Origin of the sequence: aff. Roholtiella sp. LEGE 12411 (assembly GCF_015206995.1) — a bacterium.
Lineage (GTDB): Bacteria > Cyanobacteriota > Cyanobacteriia > Cyanobacteriales > Nostocaceae > Komarekiella.
The window spans coordinates 1-15,592 of record NZ_JADEXR010000134.1 but is presented as its reverse complement, the minus strand read 5'-3'; the positions used below and the strand labels follow the sequence as shown (position 1 = coordinate 15,592).

The following is a 15,592-nucleotide window of genomic DNA, read 5'->3' as shown; positions in this document are numbered from 1 at the left end:
TCGTTCTAAACCGTCCCGCGTCTCCGTTGTCCGGCTTTGGATGTCCCAGTAAATCCTGGTGCATCCAGCGCCCCGTAGTCGTTCTATTTGCTTTTTGAGTGCTCCTTTGTCTACTTGCTGCTCAGAAGAACTGACCCTAGTGTACCCCCAGGATTCCATAGAGTAATTTCCATACACAACCGCTTATTGTACTTGATAGCGAGCATTGTTATTCTCAGAAATACTCTGAGCAGTTGCAAAAGCGTCAACCCCAAATAATTCGTAATTCGTAATGACGCTCCTGCGGACGCTCGTTCGCCCTTGGCGTCTCCCCTTGGGAGAAGACTCGCTACCGCTTTGCTAACGCTAACGCTGCGAAGATCGTAATTCGTAATTGAAGACAACAATGCAAAAGAACTGCATCTATCTCGATAATAATGCCACCACTAAAGTAGACCCAGAGGTTGTAGAGGTAATGCTACCTTACCTCACGGACTATTACGGTAATCCCTCCAGTATGCATAGCTTTGGTGGGCAAGTCGGTAAAGCAGTGAGAACCGCAAGAGAACAACTTGCAGCCATCCTGGGAGCCGATGAGTCAGAAATTGTCTACACAAGTTGTGGAACTGAGGGAGATAACGCGGCGATTCGAGCCGCACTGTTAGCCCAACCAGAAAAACGACACATCATCACCACCCAAGTTGAACATCCAGCAGTACTCAATGTCTGCAAACAATTAGAAACCCAAGGTTACAGTGTTACCTATCTTTCAGTAAATCATCAAGGGCAGTTGGATCTAGATGAACTAGAAGCTTCCTTGACGGGTAACACCGCCTTGGTGACAATTATGTATGCTAATAACGAAACCGGCACAGTTTTCCCGATTGAGCAGATTGGGTTGCGCGTTAAAGAATATGGCGCTATCTTCCATGTAGACGCGGTGCAAGCAGTGGGAAAAATCCCCTTGAATATGAAGACTAGCACCGTGGATATGTTAACCCTGTCTGGTCACAAGCTGCACGGGCCTAAAGGGATTGGTGCTTTGTATATACGGCGGGGAGTCAGGTTTCGTCCCTTCCTGATTGGGGGACACCAAGAACGCGGACGTCGGGCGGGAACAGAGAATGTTCCGGCAATTATTGCTTTAGGCAAAGCGGCAGAACTGGAACTGTTACATTTAGAAGAGGCAACTAAGAGGGAAAGAAGGCTGCGCGATCGCCTAGAACAAACTTTGCTTGCTACAATTCCCGATTGTGTCGTTAATGGTGACTCTACGCAGAGATTGCCAAACACCACCAATATCGGCTTCAAGTACATCGAAGGTGAAGCCATCCTGCTGTCCTTGAATAAATACGGTATTTGTGCTTCATCTGGTTCTGCTTGCACTTCTGGATCTTTGGAACCTTCCCACGTTCTCCGGGCTATGGGCTTACCCTACACCACTTTGCATGGTTCCATTCGCTTCAGCCTTTGTCGCTACACAACAGTTGCCGAAATCGATCAAGTCATCGCAGTTATGCCCGGTATTGTAGAACGTTTACGTGCCCTCTCACCCTTCAAAAATGATGATGCGGGCTGGTTACAAGAACAGTCATTAGTCATTAGTCATTAGTCATTGGTCATTGGTCATTGGTCATTAGTCATTAGTCATTAGTTTTAGACAAGTAACTAAGGACAAGTAACTAAGGACAAGTGACAAAGGACAAGTGACAAAGGACAAATGACAAAGGACAAATGACAAAGGACAAAATTTATGTGGGACTACACAGATAAAGTATTAGAACTGTTTTACGATCCCAAGAATCAGGGAGCTATCGAAGAAACGGGTGAATCTGGAGTTAAAGTTGCAACTGGAGAAATCGGTAGCATTGCTTGCGGCGATGCTTTGAGATTGCACCTGAAAGTGGAAGTGGAATCTGATAAGATTTTAGATGCTCGCTTTCAAACCTTTGGTTGTACCAGTGCGATCGCTTCTTCTAGTGCATTAACCGAGATGATTAAGGGTTTAACTCTCGATGAAGCCTTGAAAGTCTCTAACAAAGACATTGCAGATTACCTCGGTGGATTGCCAGAAGCAAAGATGCACTGCTCTGTCATGGGGCAAGAAGCGCTAGAAGCGGCGATTTATAATTATCGTGGCATTCCTCTAGTTACTCATGATGACGATGATGAAGGAGCGCTAATTTGTAGTTGCTTTGGTATTAGTGAGTCTAAGATTCGCCGCGTAATTCTAGAAAATAATCTTACTGATGCTGAACAGGTAACAAACTATGTCAAAGCTGGTGGCGGATGCGGTTCTTGTCTGGCGAATATCGATGATATTATCAGATCAGTGCAACAAGAATCCGCTGTACCTGCGCTTAACAATTATGCCGTCAAGGTTGCCACAGATATTGCTACATCTAAACAGCAATCGCAACTATCGCTAACCAACGTCCAAAAAATTGCTCTAATTCAAAAAGTTCTGGATGAAGAAGTCAGACCCGTTCTCATCGCCGATGGTGGAGATGTGGAACTGTATGATGTGGAAGGCGATCGCGTTAAAGTTTTGTTGCAAGGTGCTTGTGGTTCTTGTTCTAGTAGTACAGCAACTCTGAAGATTGCGATCGAAGCGAGATTACAAGATCGTGTCAGCAAGAATCTTGTAGTCGAAGCAGTTTAGGAATTGCTTTCTTGACTTAACGTACTCTACAAATACGCCCTAATATGCATTCAGCCAGAAATAGAAAGTAGGATTTGAATCGGATAATTGTCTTTACTCAATGCTTCATACCAATTCGCCAAAAGAAAGCTACAGATTAAAATCTGACTTTCTTAATTACGAATTACGAATTGGCATCAGTCCTACGGCTAACAGCATATAGGCAAAAACATTAAGCGCCTACTTGCTTTCTTTCATCATCCAACTCGCTTCAAAGGAACAGGATATGAGCACATTGTACGACAAAATTGGTGGACAACCAGCTATTGAACAAGTAGTAGATGAACTCCACAAACGCATTGCGACAGACAGCCTCCTCAATCCCATTTTTGCTGGTACAGATATGGCCAAGCAACGTAATCATCTAGTTGCTTTCTTATCTCAAATATTTGAGGGGCCAAAGCAATACGGCGGTCGTCCAATGGACAAAACCCACGCGGGAATGAATTTACAGCAACCACACTTCGATGCGATCGCCAAGCATCTCGGCGAAGCAATGGCTGTGCGTGGAGTGTCAGCAGAAGACACCAAAGCTGCACTAGAGCGCGTCACAAATATGAAGGGCGCTATTTTGAACAAGTAATAGGACTTATACATTGATTGTTGACAAATAACAACATCAAGTCCTATTTAGTTTTTCAAGCTGAAACACATTATGACGTATTTGTAAATTGCGTAATTTTCTTTGTTCTTTGTCTAAACAAATGACAAAGGACAAAGGACAAAAGACAAAAAGACAAAAAGAAAAAAATTTAACGAGGAAATAGATGTACCTACTTTCAATTATTTTAGCTGTGGAGCGATCGCCCCCAGCAGGCATTTATGCCAACGCTACCAACGATGCTCTACACGCGCTCACTACTGTCGCTCAACTGGCGTGAACGCAACTGACAAACGCGCATACCCACCAACCAACCAATTGCAGGAAAATACGAACAATGACAGACGAAAACATTAGACAGATAGCTTTCTACGGTAAAGGCGGTATTGGTAAATCTACCACCTCCCAAAACACCTTAGCAGCTATGGCAGAAATGGGTCAACGCATCCTGATCGTCGGTTGCGACCCTAAAGCTGACTCCACCCGTTTGATGCTACACAGCAAAGCTCAAACAACCGTTCTTCACCTCGCCGCAGAACGTGGTGCAGTAGAAGATATCGAAATCGAAGAAGTAATGCTAACCGGTTTCCGTAACGTTCGTTGCGTAGAATCTGGTGGGCCAGAACCCGGTGTAGGTTGCGCCGGTCGTGGTATCATCACCGCCATCAACTTCTTAGAAGAAAATGGTGCTTACCAAGACCTAGACTTCGTATCTTACGACGTATTAGGTGACGTTGTGTGCGGTGGTTTCGCAATGCCTATCCGCGAAGGTAAGGCACAAGAAATCTACATCGTTACATCCGGTGAAATGATGGCGATGTACGCTGCTAACAACATCGCTCGTGGTGTTCTTAAGTATGCTCACACTGGTGGCGTGCGTTTGGGTGGTTTGATTTGTAACAGCCGTAACACAGACCGAGAAATCGAACTAATCGAAACCTTGGCAAAACGGTTAAACACCCAAATGATTCACTACGTACCTCGTGACAACATTGTTCAACACGCAGAATTGCGCCGGATGACTGTTAACGAGTACGCACCTGAAAGCAACCAAGCTAACGAATATCGGATTTTGGCTCAAAAGATTATCGACAACAAGAATCTGGCTATTCCTACACCCATCGAAATGGAAGAACTAGAAGAATTGTTGATTGAATTCGGTATTCTCGAAAGCGACGAAAATGCTGCCAAGTTGGTTGGTAAAACTGCTGCTGAAGCTCCTGTAGTATAAATCGCTGCCAAGAAAGAATGCTCAGTTTAAATTGATGGGTAAGCAAGTTCGTAGTGAGTTAGCGCGGTCTTCTCCCAAGGGGAGACGCCAAGGGCGATGGGGGTTTCCCCCATGAGCGACTAACGAACCCAAAGGGTAAGGACTTTAGTCCTTATTTTCTAAGCACGCTTTGTGCTTACTACAAACCCTCAAAACTAGCTTGACAAAAAGGAAAAAGGAAGAGTTTCATATCTTTCCTTTTACCCTCTTCCTTGCATCTCCCCCCTAACCTTAGAGGGGACTCCTAGTCCCCCTATGCCCCGATCCTTACGAGTCACAGAGGCTAAGTATGACACCTCCAGAAAACCAAAACATCATCGAAGAAAGAAAAGAACTAATTAAAGAAGTTCTAGACGCTTACCCCGATAAAGCTAAGAAAAAGCGGGAAAAGCACTTAAGTGTATACGAAGAAGGTAAGTCCGATTGCGGCGTTAAATCTAACATCAAATCCCTTCCTGGGGTAATGACCGCTCGTGGTTGTGCTTACGCGGGTTCTAAAGGTGTGGTTTGGGGCCCTATTAAGGACATGATCCACATCAGCCACGGGCCTGTAGGTTGCGGTTACTGGTCTTGGTCTGGTCGTCGTAACTACTACATCGGCACCACAGGTATTGATACCTTTGGTACCATGCACTTCACCTCTGACTTCCAAGAACGAGATATCGTGTTTGGTGGTGACAAGAAACTTGTCAAGCTCATCCAAGAACTTGATGTACTTTTCCCACTCAACCGTGGTGTTTCCATTCAATCTGAATGTCCCATCGGTCTAATCGGGGATGACATAGAAGCTGTAGCTCGCAAGACATCCAAAGAAATTGGCAAGCCAGTTGTACCTGTGCGTTGCGAAGGCTTCCGGGGTGTTTCCCAATCTTTGGGACACCACATTGCTAACGACATGGTTCGTGACTGGGTGTTCACCAGAGCTGACCAAGCTAAGAAAGACGGTACACTCAAGTTTGAAGGTACTCCTTATGATGTAGCCATCATTGGTGACTACAACATCGGTGGAGATGCTTGGGCTAGCCGCATCCTGTTAGAAGAAATCGGCTTGCGCGTAGTCGCTCAGTGGTCAGGTGATGGCACCATCAACGAAATGTTGATGACCCCCAATGTGAAGATGAACCTCATCCACTGTTACCGGTCGATGAACTACATCAGCCGTCACATGGAAGAAGCTTACGGTATACCCTGGTTGGAATACAACTTCTTCGGCCCCACCAAGATTGCTGAATCTTTACGGGAAATCGCTTCTAAGTTTGACGAAACAATCCAAGCAAACGCTGAGAAGGTTATCGCCAAATATCAGCCCACAATGGATGCGGTAATTGCTAAATATCGCCCCCGCTTGGATGGTAAGACAGTAGCCATCATGGTTGGTGGTCTACGTCCTCGCCACGTTGTCCCAGCTTTCCTAGACTTGGGAATGAAGATGATTGGTACAGGTTATGAGTTCGCTCATAACGACGACTACAAACGTACCACTCACTACATCGAAAACGGCACCATCGTTTATGACGACGTTACCGCTTACGAATTCGAGGAATTTATCAAAGCGCTGAAGCCTGATTTGGTAGCTTCTGGTGTGAAAGAGAAGTACGTCTTCCAAAAGATGGGTCTTCCTTTCCGTCAAATGCACTCTTGGGATTACTCCGAACCTAGCGATCGCTCTTACAATTCATATAATGCAAGGTTTTTTAGCGGCGAGAGAAAAAAGAGTCTATTTATAGCCTAAATGCAAGTTTTAGGGTTATTTAGGATGAATCCGTTTTTATGCTTTAGACAATATAACTCTTATAAAGTGAGTTTTTTAGCATTTCCTTGCATTTTGCTTAAAGAAAAACTGTAAAATGAAAGACTATTTTAAATGATGATTTTTTAGATTAAATGGTGCGTAGCGACTAAATTGAGCAGTAGCAGATAAAATTTACGTCCAAGCAAGATATTTAACCTATTTCATTTTCGGCAGCAGTTCAAAAATTTGCTGGTTGTGTTGATGGTAGCCCCAGTGATTTGGCGACGAACAAACAATATCTTGAAGCTTTAGGAACTGAATGAAGCAGCGAGTCATCATCGATTCCATCGCTGCAACGATTTGTTAGCCAATTTCCTGCTCTATTGTTTGAGAGATAACCGCGATTTCTTTGGATATCATCTTGTAGTCCTCGGAAATTTGCTCTTGGCTTTTGTTGGCGAGAAAGAAGAGCTTTGCAGAAGCTGTCTTAACAAGCTCCACTAACCGGGATTCAGGATCGATACGGTTAACAGAAATCCATCTTTCGATTGCCTTGGAGGAAAGCCCTAATAGCTCTTCCTTTTCCCATTTTCTGCGGTTTACCAACTGAAGGACTTGCCTCTGAGCCGCAATACGGTTATTAAATTCATTCATATTCTTTAGCCTTTTTCACTAAGTTATTCATCCACTCATGCACTTCATTAAGTGTTCGGATCGCGGTATCTATTTCATCGTCTGTTATATTTTTTCCGTGACCTCTTGTACATAAGAGGCGGGATCTTTCTAAAATTTGATATGAATCTAGTGCAATTGGAATACTGTTACATCCTAAGCAAAGTGCAGAATTCCTAGAGAAGTCTGAACGCTCGTTATCCTTAGTACCAAGAGAGAAGCAAGTTGCGATATTTCTGATGCTTAAAAACACAGTAGACAAATCAAACACTTTACTGGTGCTGTTAGCAATTAGTGAGTCACACGCTTCGCAAAACAGCGCAAAGAACTTTTCACAGTCTTGAACACAATTTTTGTAAGGTTCAGGGCTTCCCAATGCTTTCAGATAATCAAGTTTATCTGAGGAAAAAAGTAATCGTGATTCAAGCGACAAGTGCCATGCGAAAGGATTACCTTCATGCCAAAGCTCTTGGATTCTTTTGTAGGAATAGATTGAGAAGGTATCTGGATCTATACGATAGTCGTGACCTTCTACAATTGCGAGGAGATCGACATCTGACCCTAGCGATATATCTCCGCGACAGATAGAGCCGAATGCGTAAATATGCATAATTAACGTCTATTCAAACGTTTGATGAGAATTGACATAAACAAACCAAATGCAACTAACCTAATGAACAAGATTAGTGTAAAATATGGACTCGGATAATCTGATGGGGAAAGTGTCCCTAAAAATATCTGAGGTGCTTAAAAAAATGCCTGTGTATAACTATAAATGCTTTGAGTATTTTTGAATTTCCAAACATCAATTATAGACATGAGCAAAAGTATAATAATAGTTGCTCTTAGTAGCTTCCAAGGGCTTTCGCCATTGCCCCACACTAGGTCAAAAATTTTGAAGTTAGTCCATTCTATAATTGTTTCAAGCCGCTTCAATCCTGTATATTTCTTCCTATAATACGATTCATTTGAACTCCATGCCTTATGCAAGTGAACTTCAGTAGCTTCTAGCTCTATACGTATTGCCTTATTAACAGATTCGGCATCTCCGAGTTGCTGGTAATTCATGCGTAGCGTCCGGGCAAATTTCATTTTGAGGTTTTCACTACCTGGACATTCTGTATCTAGGATGTAGTTATCAACTACAGTTCTCTCAAAGGTGGAGTACTCAAACTTACAACCAGAAAATTTTGCCCCGTGCAAATTAGTTCCAATGAAACGACACCCAGTGAAGTCACATGAATCAAACTTGCAACCTCGAAGATAGCAGGTGTCAAAAATTGAGTACTTGAAATCAACCTTGATGAACTGCTTGTCTTTCGCCACGAGACGAAGGAATAGGTGGTTCATAAACTTATCATTAGAAACGTTGTCATCAAACTTTTTATCTATTTGGTGAACTCTATTGCTCTCGGACAGCATTGGATTCCTTTTGGCTAATTATTAAACTGAAACTTTCCGCATATTATTCTAAATCAGATGAATATGAGGAAACTTTCCATTATCTGTGAGATGGACAAGAAGTAGAGCGTTGTAGCGATGTCTGCGACGGGCTACGCCTACGCCTTCACTAGACAACACACCACTATATATTCATGCTGGGCGAAGTTTAAGCGATCGCCTCTAACTCAGGAATGTGTTCAGTTTCGTAGTTTTCAATTAAAACACCAATAACTTCCATTAGAGACGCGAGTGGATGCGTCTCGTCTTCACCAACTTGATCGATGAGACAATCAAGGATCTCAACCAAGCGTTCATATTCCTCTTCTGTGTGAGGAACAAAGACGTTTTCGGCAATGGATGACCAAGCAGTAATGGTTTGATCTAAGTTTAGGCTTTGCATTATTCCTTCCACTTTCCTTGATCGTATTCTAAATGCGTTAACACAGCTCGAATGTAGACCTTTTGGCGGTTGTAGTGAATTGCGGTAATGAGTCTAACTTTGTTACCACCAATGTTAAATACTGTCAATTTACCGACTTGATCTGCGGATGGAAACATTTCACGGAGTTCTACAAATGAGACAAACTCATTTCCCTTGACTAATTGATACCACTGAGTCAAGGCGTTATTTGTATCTGGATGAAGTTTAGCAAATTCATTCAGCCGTTTACGAGTAATAACATGCATCTGAAGACCCCTGATGTTTTAATAATTCTGTAATGCATATAATTCACCTCTCCGTGATCATCTTATATTTTAATTATTGCCTTTATTCAACAACACACTACTGTATATTTAGAGATTGTGTGTGAGATAGACAAGAAGTAGACTGTTGTAAAACGCTCTCACTCGACAATAAATTAGGCGATGTCTACGACGGGCTGTGACGCTCCTGCGTCGCTAACGCTACGCTATCGGCGTCGCATTAAACTGTTACTACCTCAATTAACAATCCGGGTACTTTGCCCAAATCCCGATGATGGCGCGTTAATAAAACTAATTTACGGGATAGTGCGTAGGCGTAGCACTCACTTGATAATAAACTAGGCGATCGCATTAACAAAATTAATTTACGGGATAGTGCGACGCAATAGCCCGCCCTTAGACATCGCAGTAACACTACGCTTCGTTGCACCGTGATATGAAGCTGTTCTAGACTTAGAAAGATGCTATGCAGTTTATAATCACTATGAGCTATCACGATATTATTACAATTGAGCCGGACAAGCGAGGCGGCAAGCCTTGCATTCGTCGAATGCGAATTACCGTGTACGATGTTCTCGGCTGGTTGGCAGCTGGTATGTCTCATGGGGAGATATTAGACGACTTCCCTGAATTAACAGAAGAAGACATTAGGGCAAGTCTAGAGTTTGCTGCTGATCGTGAACATCGTTTAGTTGCCTCTCTACCAAACGTTACGCGGACGGCAGGTGGTATTTGAAGCTGCTTTTTGATCAAAATTTGAGTCGCAAGCTGGTAACTCAATTAGCAGACGTTTTCCCTGATTCCAGTCATGTTCAGTTTTATGCACTGGAAGTGAAGACTGATACTGCAATATGGGAATTTGCTAAAACCAATGACTTTTGCATCGTAACTCAAGATGTAGACTTTGCAGAAAGAAGCCGTTTGTACGGTTCTCCACCTAAAGTTGTATGGCTACGCTGTGGAAATACACCAACAAAACAAGTTGAATCTCTACTTCGTTCTGGGGTAGAAGTAATTCAGGAGCTTTTGAATAATCCAAGTCTGCATTGCTTAGAATTGTACTAAAGCTTTGCGAGGGATTGTCTGTGAAATGCAGAAAAAGTAAGCTGTTGTAGTGATTTCTGCGACGGGCTACGCCCCAACTCAACAACAAACTATGCGAACATGGGACAGTTTAATGCGATCGCATTAAACTGTCCAATCCTCAATCAACAATCCAGGTACTTTGCCCTGTTAGATGAGTGTATTGACCGCAAACTAGCGAAGGAGTTTGTTGGCTATGAGGTAAAAACTTTTCCTCAAATGGGATGGGCAGGGGTAAAAAATGGTTAACTTCTTGCCCTTGCAGAAGCAGACTTTGATGTTTTCATCACTGTCGATCGCAACTTGTCATTTCAACAAAATCTACCACAGTTCGATATTGCGGTAATTGTTTTACAAGCACAATCTAACCGTTTGATAGAGATGAAACCTTTAGTACCGAAGGTTTTAGCTACTTTAGCCGCAGTCGTTAAAGGACAAGCAACAGTAGTCAGTTTGTAAAAATAGAGCTTAGTAGTTCTGACCTTCAACTTCGGAATGCGTTCAGTTTCGCAAATATTTAAATATTGTGTGTGAGATGCACAAGAAGTAACCCATTGTAGCGATGTATGCCACGGGCTTCTCTACGAGAGGCTACGCCAACGCCTACGCCCTCACTCGACAATAAACTAGGCGTATGTCTACGACGGGCTGTGACGCTCCTGCGTCGCTAACGCTACGCTATCGGTGTCGCATTAAGCTGTTACTACCTCAATTAACAATCCGGGTATTTTGCTGAAATCTCGATGATTGCGTGTTAACAAAATTAATTTACGGGATAGTGCGATCGCGCTAAATAATCCTCGGTTTTGTACAGCAAGTTGAACTGCGATCGCCTTTGAAGATTATCTGTGAGATGGACAAGAAGTAGACCTTTGTAGCGATGTCTGCGACGGGCTTCTCTACGAGACGCTGTTCGTGTTCGCCTACGCTTTGAAACCCTAAACTCCACATATCCAGGACTTACGCAAGTGTCATATTTTTAACGCCAGAGGTTGTCCAGAGTCAAAGGTCAAAAGTCCAAAAAACCTTGATTCTTGACCCTTGACTCTTATACCAGAAGCCTTGTGTGCCAGTTGCGTAAGTCCTAATATCTTTTGGTATTATACAGAATTTTTCCGAATATCATCGCCCCAACTCAACAACACACCACTGCATATTTAGAAATTGCAACTAAATTTTTCTTTTTGAAGGATTGTATGTGAAATGCACAAAAAGTAGCCCATCGCATACATCGTCCCAAATCGACAAATAACTATTGCATATTCATAGTAGGTGAAGTTAAGCGATCGCCTGGTAACTGCTGCTATAAATACCTCATTCTTGAGAGCCGGATCAAATAGCCCTAAAACCCAAACTAATCGAGTTTCACTAATATAACGCTTGACTAATGCGCTACTGTCTAGAAAAGATTATAGAGAATTTGTCTTATTAATCACTGAATTCAACTATGCTTATAAACCAACTCCATCTTCAACTTTTCTATTTCAAGCTTTAACTGTTCATTTTCCATTCTCAACTTCACATTATCCTCCCTAATCAACTCAACTTCATTCCTCTTATTTAAAGCTTGATTAATCGCCAACTTCCGCATATCTAATGAAAACCAACGCTGATAAGTTTGCGTGTGAACTTGCACACTATGCCCCAAGTTATCAGCCGCCGCCTTTATTGGTATTCCCAAAATATGCGCCCGAATTGCCCAAGCGTGACGTAAATCATAGGGTTTAAAATCCAGACTAATTTTACGGAACCACCAACTAATTCGTTGTGTTAGTGCTGTTATATCTGCATGATTACTATTATCTTTTTTACTAATTGCCTCTGCCAACATCTCTAAATATTTAGGATTTCTTAAATCAAACTCCTCAATCCATTGTCTATGTAACGGTAATGCTTGCCTTTCTCCAGTCTTACAATCTTTATGAACCTTCCATGTTAAGTCTGCATTTTCTTGACTCAACCACCAATCAATATCGGGATTAATAAAAAGTTCCCGCGGTCGTAAACCAAAAACTGCTAACATTCCATAAGTCCATCGCCAAAGTTGCCAGCTATCTTGAACATTTTGATTAACTTGATTACCTCTGCTATTAAGATAATCTTCAAACTTGATGATTCCGTCAAATATTTCCGCATCGGTCGGGATATTCCGGGAATTATTCTCCGGCATTTTGGAATATTTAGATAAATCAATTTCGATTCTGAATGTCAGGCAAAATGCAGATATAGCTCTGGCTGCATTATATTTAGCCCATTCTTTATCGATTTGTTCAATTGAACTTATCAGATTTTCAGTAGTTGCGATATCTTTGGCATTAGTGAATCGCTTTGTTCGAGAAAAATAATAAAAAAAAGTATGTTCACTTTTGGTGGTTCGTTTATGAGTTTTAAAATACTCCTCTTCAAATTGTTCGAGTAATTCTCCAATTGTTTTAAAGTCTTTTTTAATTGCCTCATTTCCTAAATATTTATCATTCCATTCAAAACTTTTCCGAGCAATTAACTTACCTAATTCATAAGCTTCCTCCTCGGCCGTCTTGAGTCCATCCAAGTTAGCGGGAATATTTAAACTGAGATTGTATTGTTTTCTCCCAGTGCCATTTTTGTCGATGTCTCCCGGTTTAATTGGCAAGGTTGCGCGTAACTGCAAACTTCCATTCGATTCTCTAATTGTTACTTTTGCCTTTGCAGACTTCAACCGTTGGTTAACTTTCTCTAATTCTAGTAGGACTTTCGTTCTCATGTGTTCTTTTTGCTGTTGTGCTTGTAGGCTTGAGCCAAGAAAACTGCCATCGGTAGATGAAACTGGCTCCAAGTCTGCAAAAGCTTGTTGATACTTGTCTTTACCCTGATTATGCATCGCTGTGGTTTTAGCCTATATTTAGCCTAAAAATAAATGTGTTATCAGCAAACAATGTTTATTGCTAACATTGCTTATCGCAAACATTAGGCTGTTTAGAGCAATTAAACCACAAAAAGGATTACTCCGGCCCTTATCACGGTTATGACGGCTTTGCCATCTTTGCTCGTGACATGGATTTGGCACTCAACAGCCCAACCTGGGGATTAATCGGCGCTCCTTGGAATGAAAAGGCTAAGGCTAAGGCTGAAGCTAAAGCTAAGGCTACCGTTTAGGTAAAAGAGACAGAGAAGTAAGGATAGCCTGGGGTTTTAGCCCCAGGGGGGAGTAGAAAGTAGGGAATTAACATTCACCACTTCCCACTCCCCATCCCCAACTCTTGTTATCAACTCCCATCTCAAGTCCTCATTCCTCGACTAGAAAATACAGCAAGCTTGGAGATCCAGAAATGTCTCAGAATCCAGAAAAAATTCAAGATCACGTCGAGTTATTCCACCAACCAGAGTACCAACAGCTATTTGAAAACAAAAAGCAATTTGAAAACGGTCACGATCCCGAAGAAGTACAACGGGTTGCAGAGTGGACAAAGGGTTGGGATTATCGTGAAAAGAACTTCGCTCGTGAAGCTTTAACCGTTAACCCTGCTAAAGGTTGTCAACCATTGGGAGCAATCTTTGCTGCTGTCGGTTTTGAAGGTACTCTACCTTTTGTTCAAGGTTCTCAAGGTTGCGTGGCTTACTTCCGTACCCACTTAACCCGTCACTACAAAGAACCATTCTCTGGTGTATCTTCTTCAATGACTGAAGATGCAGCCGTGTTTGGTGGTCTGCAAAACATGATTGACGGCTTGGCGAACTCTTACCAACTCTACAAGCCTAAGATGATCGCTGTCTGCACCACCTGTATGGCAGAAGTAATTGGTGATGACTTACAAGCCTTCATCAACAACTCTAAGCAAGCTGGTTCAGTTCCTCAAGATTTTCCAGTACCTTACGCTCACACCCCTAGCTTTGTCGGTTCCCACATCACTGGTTACGACAACATGATGAAGGGAATTCTTTCTAACTTGACCGCAGGTCATAAGAAAGAAACCAGCAATGGTAAAATCAACTTCATCCCAGGTTTTGACACCTACGTAGGCAACAACCGCGAAATCAAGCGGATTGCTTCCTTGTTCGGCTTTGACTACACAATTCTCGCCGACAACAGCGACTACTTAGATTCACCAAACACTGGTGAGTTCGATATGTATCCAGGTGGTACGAAGTTAGAAGATGCAGCAGATTCAATTAATGCGAAAGCGACGATCGCTCTGCAAGCACATTCTACACCCAAAACCCGCGAATACATCGAAAAAGAATGGAAGCAACCAACCTGTGTTTCCCGTCCTTGGGGTATTAAGGGTACTGATGAGTTCTTGATGAAACTCAGCGAATTGAGTGGTATCCCCATTCCTGAAGAATTGGAAATCGAACGCGGTCGTGCAGTTGATGCCATGACTGACTCCCACTCATGGATTCACGGCAAGCGCTTCGCTATCTACGGCGAACCAGATTTAGTATACAGCGTTGTTGGCTTTATGCTAGAAATGGGTGCTGAACCTGTGCATATCTTGGTTCACAACAGCAACGACGTATTTGAAGCAGAAATGAAAGAACTGCTTGCTTCTAGCCCCTTTGGTCAACATGCAACCGTTTGGCCTGGTAAGGACTTATGGCACATGCGATCGCTGTTGTTCACCGAACCAGTAGATTTCCTTGTTGGTAACACCTACGGTAAGTACCTGTGGCGTGACACCAAGATTCCCCTCGTGAGAATCGGCTACCCCATCATGGATCGCCACCACTTACACCGCTACGCCACCATTGGTTATCAAGGCGTGATCAACCTCCTCAACTGGACTGTAAATACCCTGTTTGAAGAAATTGATCGCAACACCAACATTCCTTCTAAGACAGATATTTCCTACGACTTGATTCGTTAGAAATTGCGTAGAAACACAACGTGTTAATTAAGGGTAAAGAAGGGGAGTAGGGAATAGGGAATAGGGAATGAGGATTAGGGACTGGGAAAACACCCATGCCCAATGCCCAATCCCCAATGCCCAATCCCCAATGCCCAATCCCTAACTTCCCTTTTTCTTTCTAGCATTTACCCAAGGGATTTATAAATGGAAGCCATTAATCACACTCACGAACATACTCATACTCATCCTCATCCTAATTACCATCCACCTAACCAGAAAAAACGAGGGTGGTTCAACAATCTTCTTAATCCGTTGCGCCGTGTGGTGGATGGAATTCCGGTTAAAAACAATCGCATCGCTCATCTAATTTGCCAAACAATTCCTTGTTGTTGTCCTTTTGAGCGACAAATTAAATTATTTGGGAAGTGTATTGATATCCCACCACTATGTAAACTCAATCCTTTATATGACGAATTTGTAGGATTGCGTTTCCGCGCTCTATCTTATCTCGCCGATGTATGTGGAGAGGATGTCACGAAATATATTTGTTAATTATTGGGTATGGGGGATGGGGGATGGG

20 protein-coding genes and 1 pseudogene are annotated in these 15,592 nt (G+C 42.7%); 12 read left to right on the top strand and 9 right to left on the bottom strand.

Annotation, left to right across the window (positions count from 1 at the left end; genetic code table 11):
* Positions 1–159, bottom strand: a 159-nt coding sequence (locus IQ246_RS22840; RefSeq protein WP_194005621.1) for a recombinase family protein, incomplete at its 3' end; no start/stop codon positions are given.
* Between the two features lie 226 nt (positions 160–385).
* Between IQ246_RS22840 and nifS the strand changes: the two genes are divergently transcribed.
* The 5 genes from nifS (at position 386) to nifD (ending at position 6,283) form a co-directional block, all read left to right on the top strand.
* Positions 386–1,591, top strand: a complete 1,206-nt coding sequence (nifS, locus tag IQ246_RS22835; protein ID WP_194005620.1) for a cysteine desulfurase NifS — start codon at positions 386–388, stop codon at positions 1,589–1,591.
* 141 nt (positions 1,592–1,732) lie between these two features.
* On the top strand, positions 1,733–2,641 hold the full coding sequence (gene nifU, locus IQ246_RS22830; RefSeq protein WP_194005619.1) for a Fe-S cluster assembly protein NifU: 909 nt from the start codon (positions 1,733–1,735) through the stop codon (positions 2,639–2,641).
* Positions 2,642–2,906: 265 nt separating this feature from the next.
* Positions 2,907–3,263, top strand: coding sequence for a group 1 truncated hemoglobin (locus tag IQ246_RS22825; RefSeq protein WP_194005618.1), 357 nt, complete (start codon positions 2,907–2,909; stop codon positions 3,261–3,263).
* Between the two features lie 355 nt (positions 3,264–3,618).
* Positions 3,619–4,512: a nitrogenase iron protein gene (gene nifH / locus IQ246_RS22820; RefSeq protein ID WP_162397600.1), complete on the top strand. Its 894-nt coding sequence runs from the start codon at positions 3,619–3,621 to the stop codon at positions 4,510–4,512.
* A 328-nt stretch (positions 4,513–4,840) separates the two neighbouring features.
* Positions 4,841–6,283 carry a nitrogenase molybdenum-iron protein alpha chain gene (gene nifD, locus IQ246_RS22815; protein ID WP_194005617.1) on the top strand — a complete coding sequence of 481 codons (1,443 nt, stop codon included), beginning with the start codon at positions 4,841–4,843 and terminating at the stop codon, positions 6,281–6,283.
* A gap of 363 nt (positions 6,284–6,646) precedes the next feature.
* Here nifD and IQ246_RS22810 read toward each other — a convergent pair whose 3' ends face one another.
* The 6 genes from IQ246_RS22810 to IQ246_RS22785 all read right to left on the bottom strand — a co-directional run bounded on the left by IQ246_RS22810 (position 6,647) and on the right by IQ246_RS22785 (position 9,533).
* Positions 6,647–6,937 (bottom strand): hypothetical protein, encoded by a 291-nt coding sequence (locus IQ246_RS22810; RefSeq protein ID WP_194005616.1) that lies wholly within the window; start codon positions 6,935–6,937, stop codon positions 6,647–6,649.
* Positions 6,930–7,565, bottom strand: a complete 636-nt coding sequence (locus tag IQ246_RS22805) for a nucleotidyltransferase domain-containing protein (protein WP_194005615.1) — start codon at positions 7,563–7,565, stop codon at positions 6,930–6,932. The genes IQ246_RS22810 and IQ246_RS22805 overlap by 8 nt, the downstream gene beginning before the upstream one ends.
* 137 nt (positions 7,566–7,702) lie before the next feature.
* The gene (locus IQ246_RS22800; RefSeq protein WP_208492265.1) at positions 7,703–8,305 is read right to left on the bottom strand and encodes a pentapeptide repeat-containing protein; all 603 of its coding nucleotides are present in this window, start codon (positions 8,303–8,305) and stop codon (positions 7,703–7,705) included.
* 259 nt (positions 8,306–8,564) lie between these two features.
* Positions 8,565–8,798: a hypothetical protein gene (locus IQ246_RS22795; RefSeq protein ID WP_069073122.1), complete on the bottom strand. Its 234-nt coding sequence runs from the start codon at positions 8,796–8,798 to the stop codon at positions 8,565–8,567.
* Positions 8,798–9,085, bottom strand: coding sequence for a type II toxin-antitoxin system HigB family toxin (locus tag IQ246_RS22790; protein ID WP_194005614.1), 288 nt, complete (start codon positions 9,083–9,085; stop codon positions 8,798–8,800). The genes IQ246_RS22795 and IQ246_RS22790 overlap by 1 nt, the downstream gene beginning before the upstream one ends.
* 238 nt (positions 9,086–9,323) lie before the next feature.
* Positions 9,324–9,533, bottom strand: a complete 210-nt coding sequence (locus IQ246_RS22785) for a hypothetical protein (protein ID WP_194005613.1) — start codon at positions 9,531–9,533, stop codon at positions 9,324–9,326.
* A gap of 54 nt (positions 9,534–9,587) precedes the next feature.
* On the opposite strand from IQ246_RS22785, the gene IQ246_RS22780 reads away from it, so the two are divergent.
* From IQ246_RS22780 to IQ246_RS30565, 4 genes are all read left to right on the top strand, one after another.
* Positions 9,588–9,839, top strand: a complete 252-nt coding sequence (locus tag IQ246_RS22780) for a DUF433 domain-containing protein (protein ID WP_094349937.1) — start codon at positions 9,588–9,590, stop codon at positions 9,837–9,839.
* Positions 9,836–10,168: a DUF5615 family PIN-like protein gene (locus IQ246_RS22775; RefSeq protein ID WP_194005612.1), complete on the top strand. Its 333-nt coding sequence runs from the start codon at positions 9,836–9,838 to the stop codon at positions 10,166–10,168. Before IQ246_RS22780 ends, IQ246_RS22775 begins: the two co-directional genes overlap by 4 nt.
* 99 nt (positions 10,169–10,267) lie before the next feature.
* The gene (locus IQ246_RS30570; RefSeq protein ID WP_244142127.1) at positions 10,268–10,435 is read left to right on the top strand and encodes a hypothetical protein; all 168 of its coding nucleotides are present in this window, start codon (positions 10,268–10,270) and stop codon (positions 10,433–10,435) included.
* Between the two features lie 54 nt (positions 10,436–10,489).
* Positions 10,490–10,645, top strand: a complete 156-nt coding sequence (locus tag IQ246_RS30565) for a hypothetical protein (protein ID WP_244142126.1) — start codon at positions 10,490–10,492, stop codon at positions 10,643–10,645.
* Between the two features lie 304 nt (positions 10,646–10,949).
* Here IQ246_RS30565 and IQ246_RS22765 read toward each other — a convergent pair whose 3' ends face one another.
* Together IQ246_RS22765 and IQ246_RS22760 are read right to left on the bottom strand one after the other, a co-directional pair.
* On the bottom strand, positions 10,950–11,135 hold the full coding sequence (locus IQ246_RS22765) for a hypothetical protein (protein ID WP_194005611.1): 186 nt from the start codon (positions 11,133–11,135) through the stop codon (positions 10,950–10,952).
* Between the two features lie 492 nt (positions 11,136–11,627).
* Complete coding sequence (locus IQ246_RS22760) at positions 11,628–13,046, bottom strand: site-specific integrase (protein ID WP_194005610.1); 1,419 nt, start codon at positions 13,044–13,046, stop codon at positions 11,628–11,630.
* A gap of 110 nt (positions 13,047–13,156) precedes the next feature.
* On the opposite strand from IQ246_RS22760, the pseudogene IQ246_RS31365 reads away from it, so the two are divergent.
* The 3 genes and pseudogenes from IQ246_RS31365 to IQ246_RS22745 form a co-directional block, all read left to right on the top strand.
* Positions 13,157–13,321, top strand: a pseudogene (locus IQ246_RS31365) (nitrogenase molybdenum-iron protein alpha chain); the annotation flags it as partial.
* 173 nt (positions 13,322–13,494) lie between these two features.
* On the top strand, positions 13,495–15,030 hold the full coding sequence (gene nifK, locus IQ246_RS22750; RefSeq protein ID WP_194005608.1) for a nitrogenase molybdenum-iron protein subunit beta: 1,536 nt from the start codon (positions 13,495–13,497) through the stop codon (positions 15,028–15,030).
* 186 nt (positions 15,031–15,216) lie between these two features.
* Positions 15,217–15,564: a Mo-dependent nitrogenase C-terminal domain-containing protein gene (locus IQ246_RS22745; protein WP_194005607.1), complete on the top strand. Its 348-nt coding sequence runs from the start codon at positions 15,217–15,219 to the stop codon at positions 15,562–15,564.
* Positions 15,565–15,592 lie beyond the last annotated feature (28 nt).

Coding starts and splice junctions, on each gene's coding strand:
- nifU (WP_194005619.1), top strand. CDS start 1,733: ATGTGGGACTACACAGATAAAGTATTAGAACTGTTTTACGATCCCAAG.
- IQ246_RS22800 (WP_208492265.1), bottom strand. CDS start 8,305: ATGAACCACCTATTCCTTCGTCTCGTGGCGAAAGACAAGCAGTTCATC.
- IQ246_RS22790 (WP_194005614.1), bottom strand. CDS start 9,085: ATGCATGTTATTACTCGTAAACGGCTGAATGAATTTGCTAAACTTCAT.
- IQ246_RS22825 (WP_194005618.1), top strand. CDS start 2,907: ATGAGCACATTGTACGACAAAATTGGTGGACAACCAGCTATTGAACAA.
- IQ246_RS22745 (WP_194005607.1), top strand. CDS start 15,217: ATGGAAGCCATTAATCACACTCACGAACATACTCATACTCATCCTCAT.
- IQ246_RS22805 (WP_194005615.1), bottom strand. CDS start 7,565: ATGCATATTTACGCATTCGGCTCTATCTGTCGCGGAGATATATCGCTA.
- nifH (WP_162397600.1), top strand. CDS start 3,619: ATGACAGACGAAAACATTAGACAGATAGCTTTCTACGGTAAAGGCGGT.
- IQ246_RS30570 (WP_244142127.1), top strand. CDS start 10,268: ATGGGACAGTTTAATGCGATCGCATTAAACTGTCCAATCCTCAATCAA.
- nifS (WP_194005620.1), top strand. CDS start 386: ATGCAAAAGAACTGCATCTATCTCGATAATAATGCCACCACTAAAGTA.
- nifK (WP_194005608.1), top strand. CDS start 13,495: ATGTCTCAGAATCCAGAAAAAATTCAAGATCACGTCGAGTTATTCCAC.
- IQ246_RS22810 (WP_194005616.1), bottom strand. CDS start 6,937: ATGAATGAATTTAATAACCGTATTGCGGCTCAGAGGCAAGTCCTTCAG.
- IQ246_RS22795 (WP_069073122.1), bottom strand. CDS start 8,798: ATGCAAAGCCTAAACTTAGATCAAACCATTACTGCTTGGTCATCCATT.
- IQ246_RS22760 (WP_194005610.1), bottom strand. CDS start 13,046: ATGCATAATCAGGGTAAAGACAAGTATCAACAAGCTTTTGCAGACTTG.
- nifD (WP_194005617.1), top strand. CDS start 4,841: ATGACACCTCCAGAAAACCAAAACATCATCGAAGAAAGAAAAGAACTA.
- IQ246_RS22780 (WP_094349937.1), top strand. CDS start 9,588: ATGAGCTATCACGATATTATTACAATTGAGCCGGACAAGCGAGGCGGC.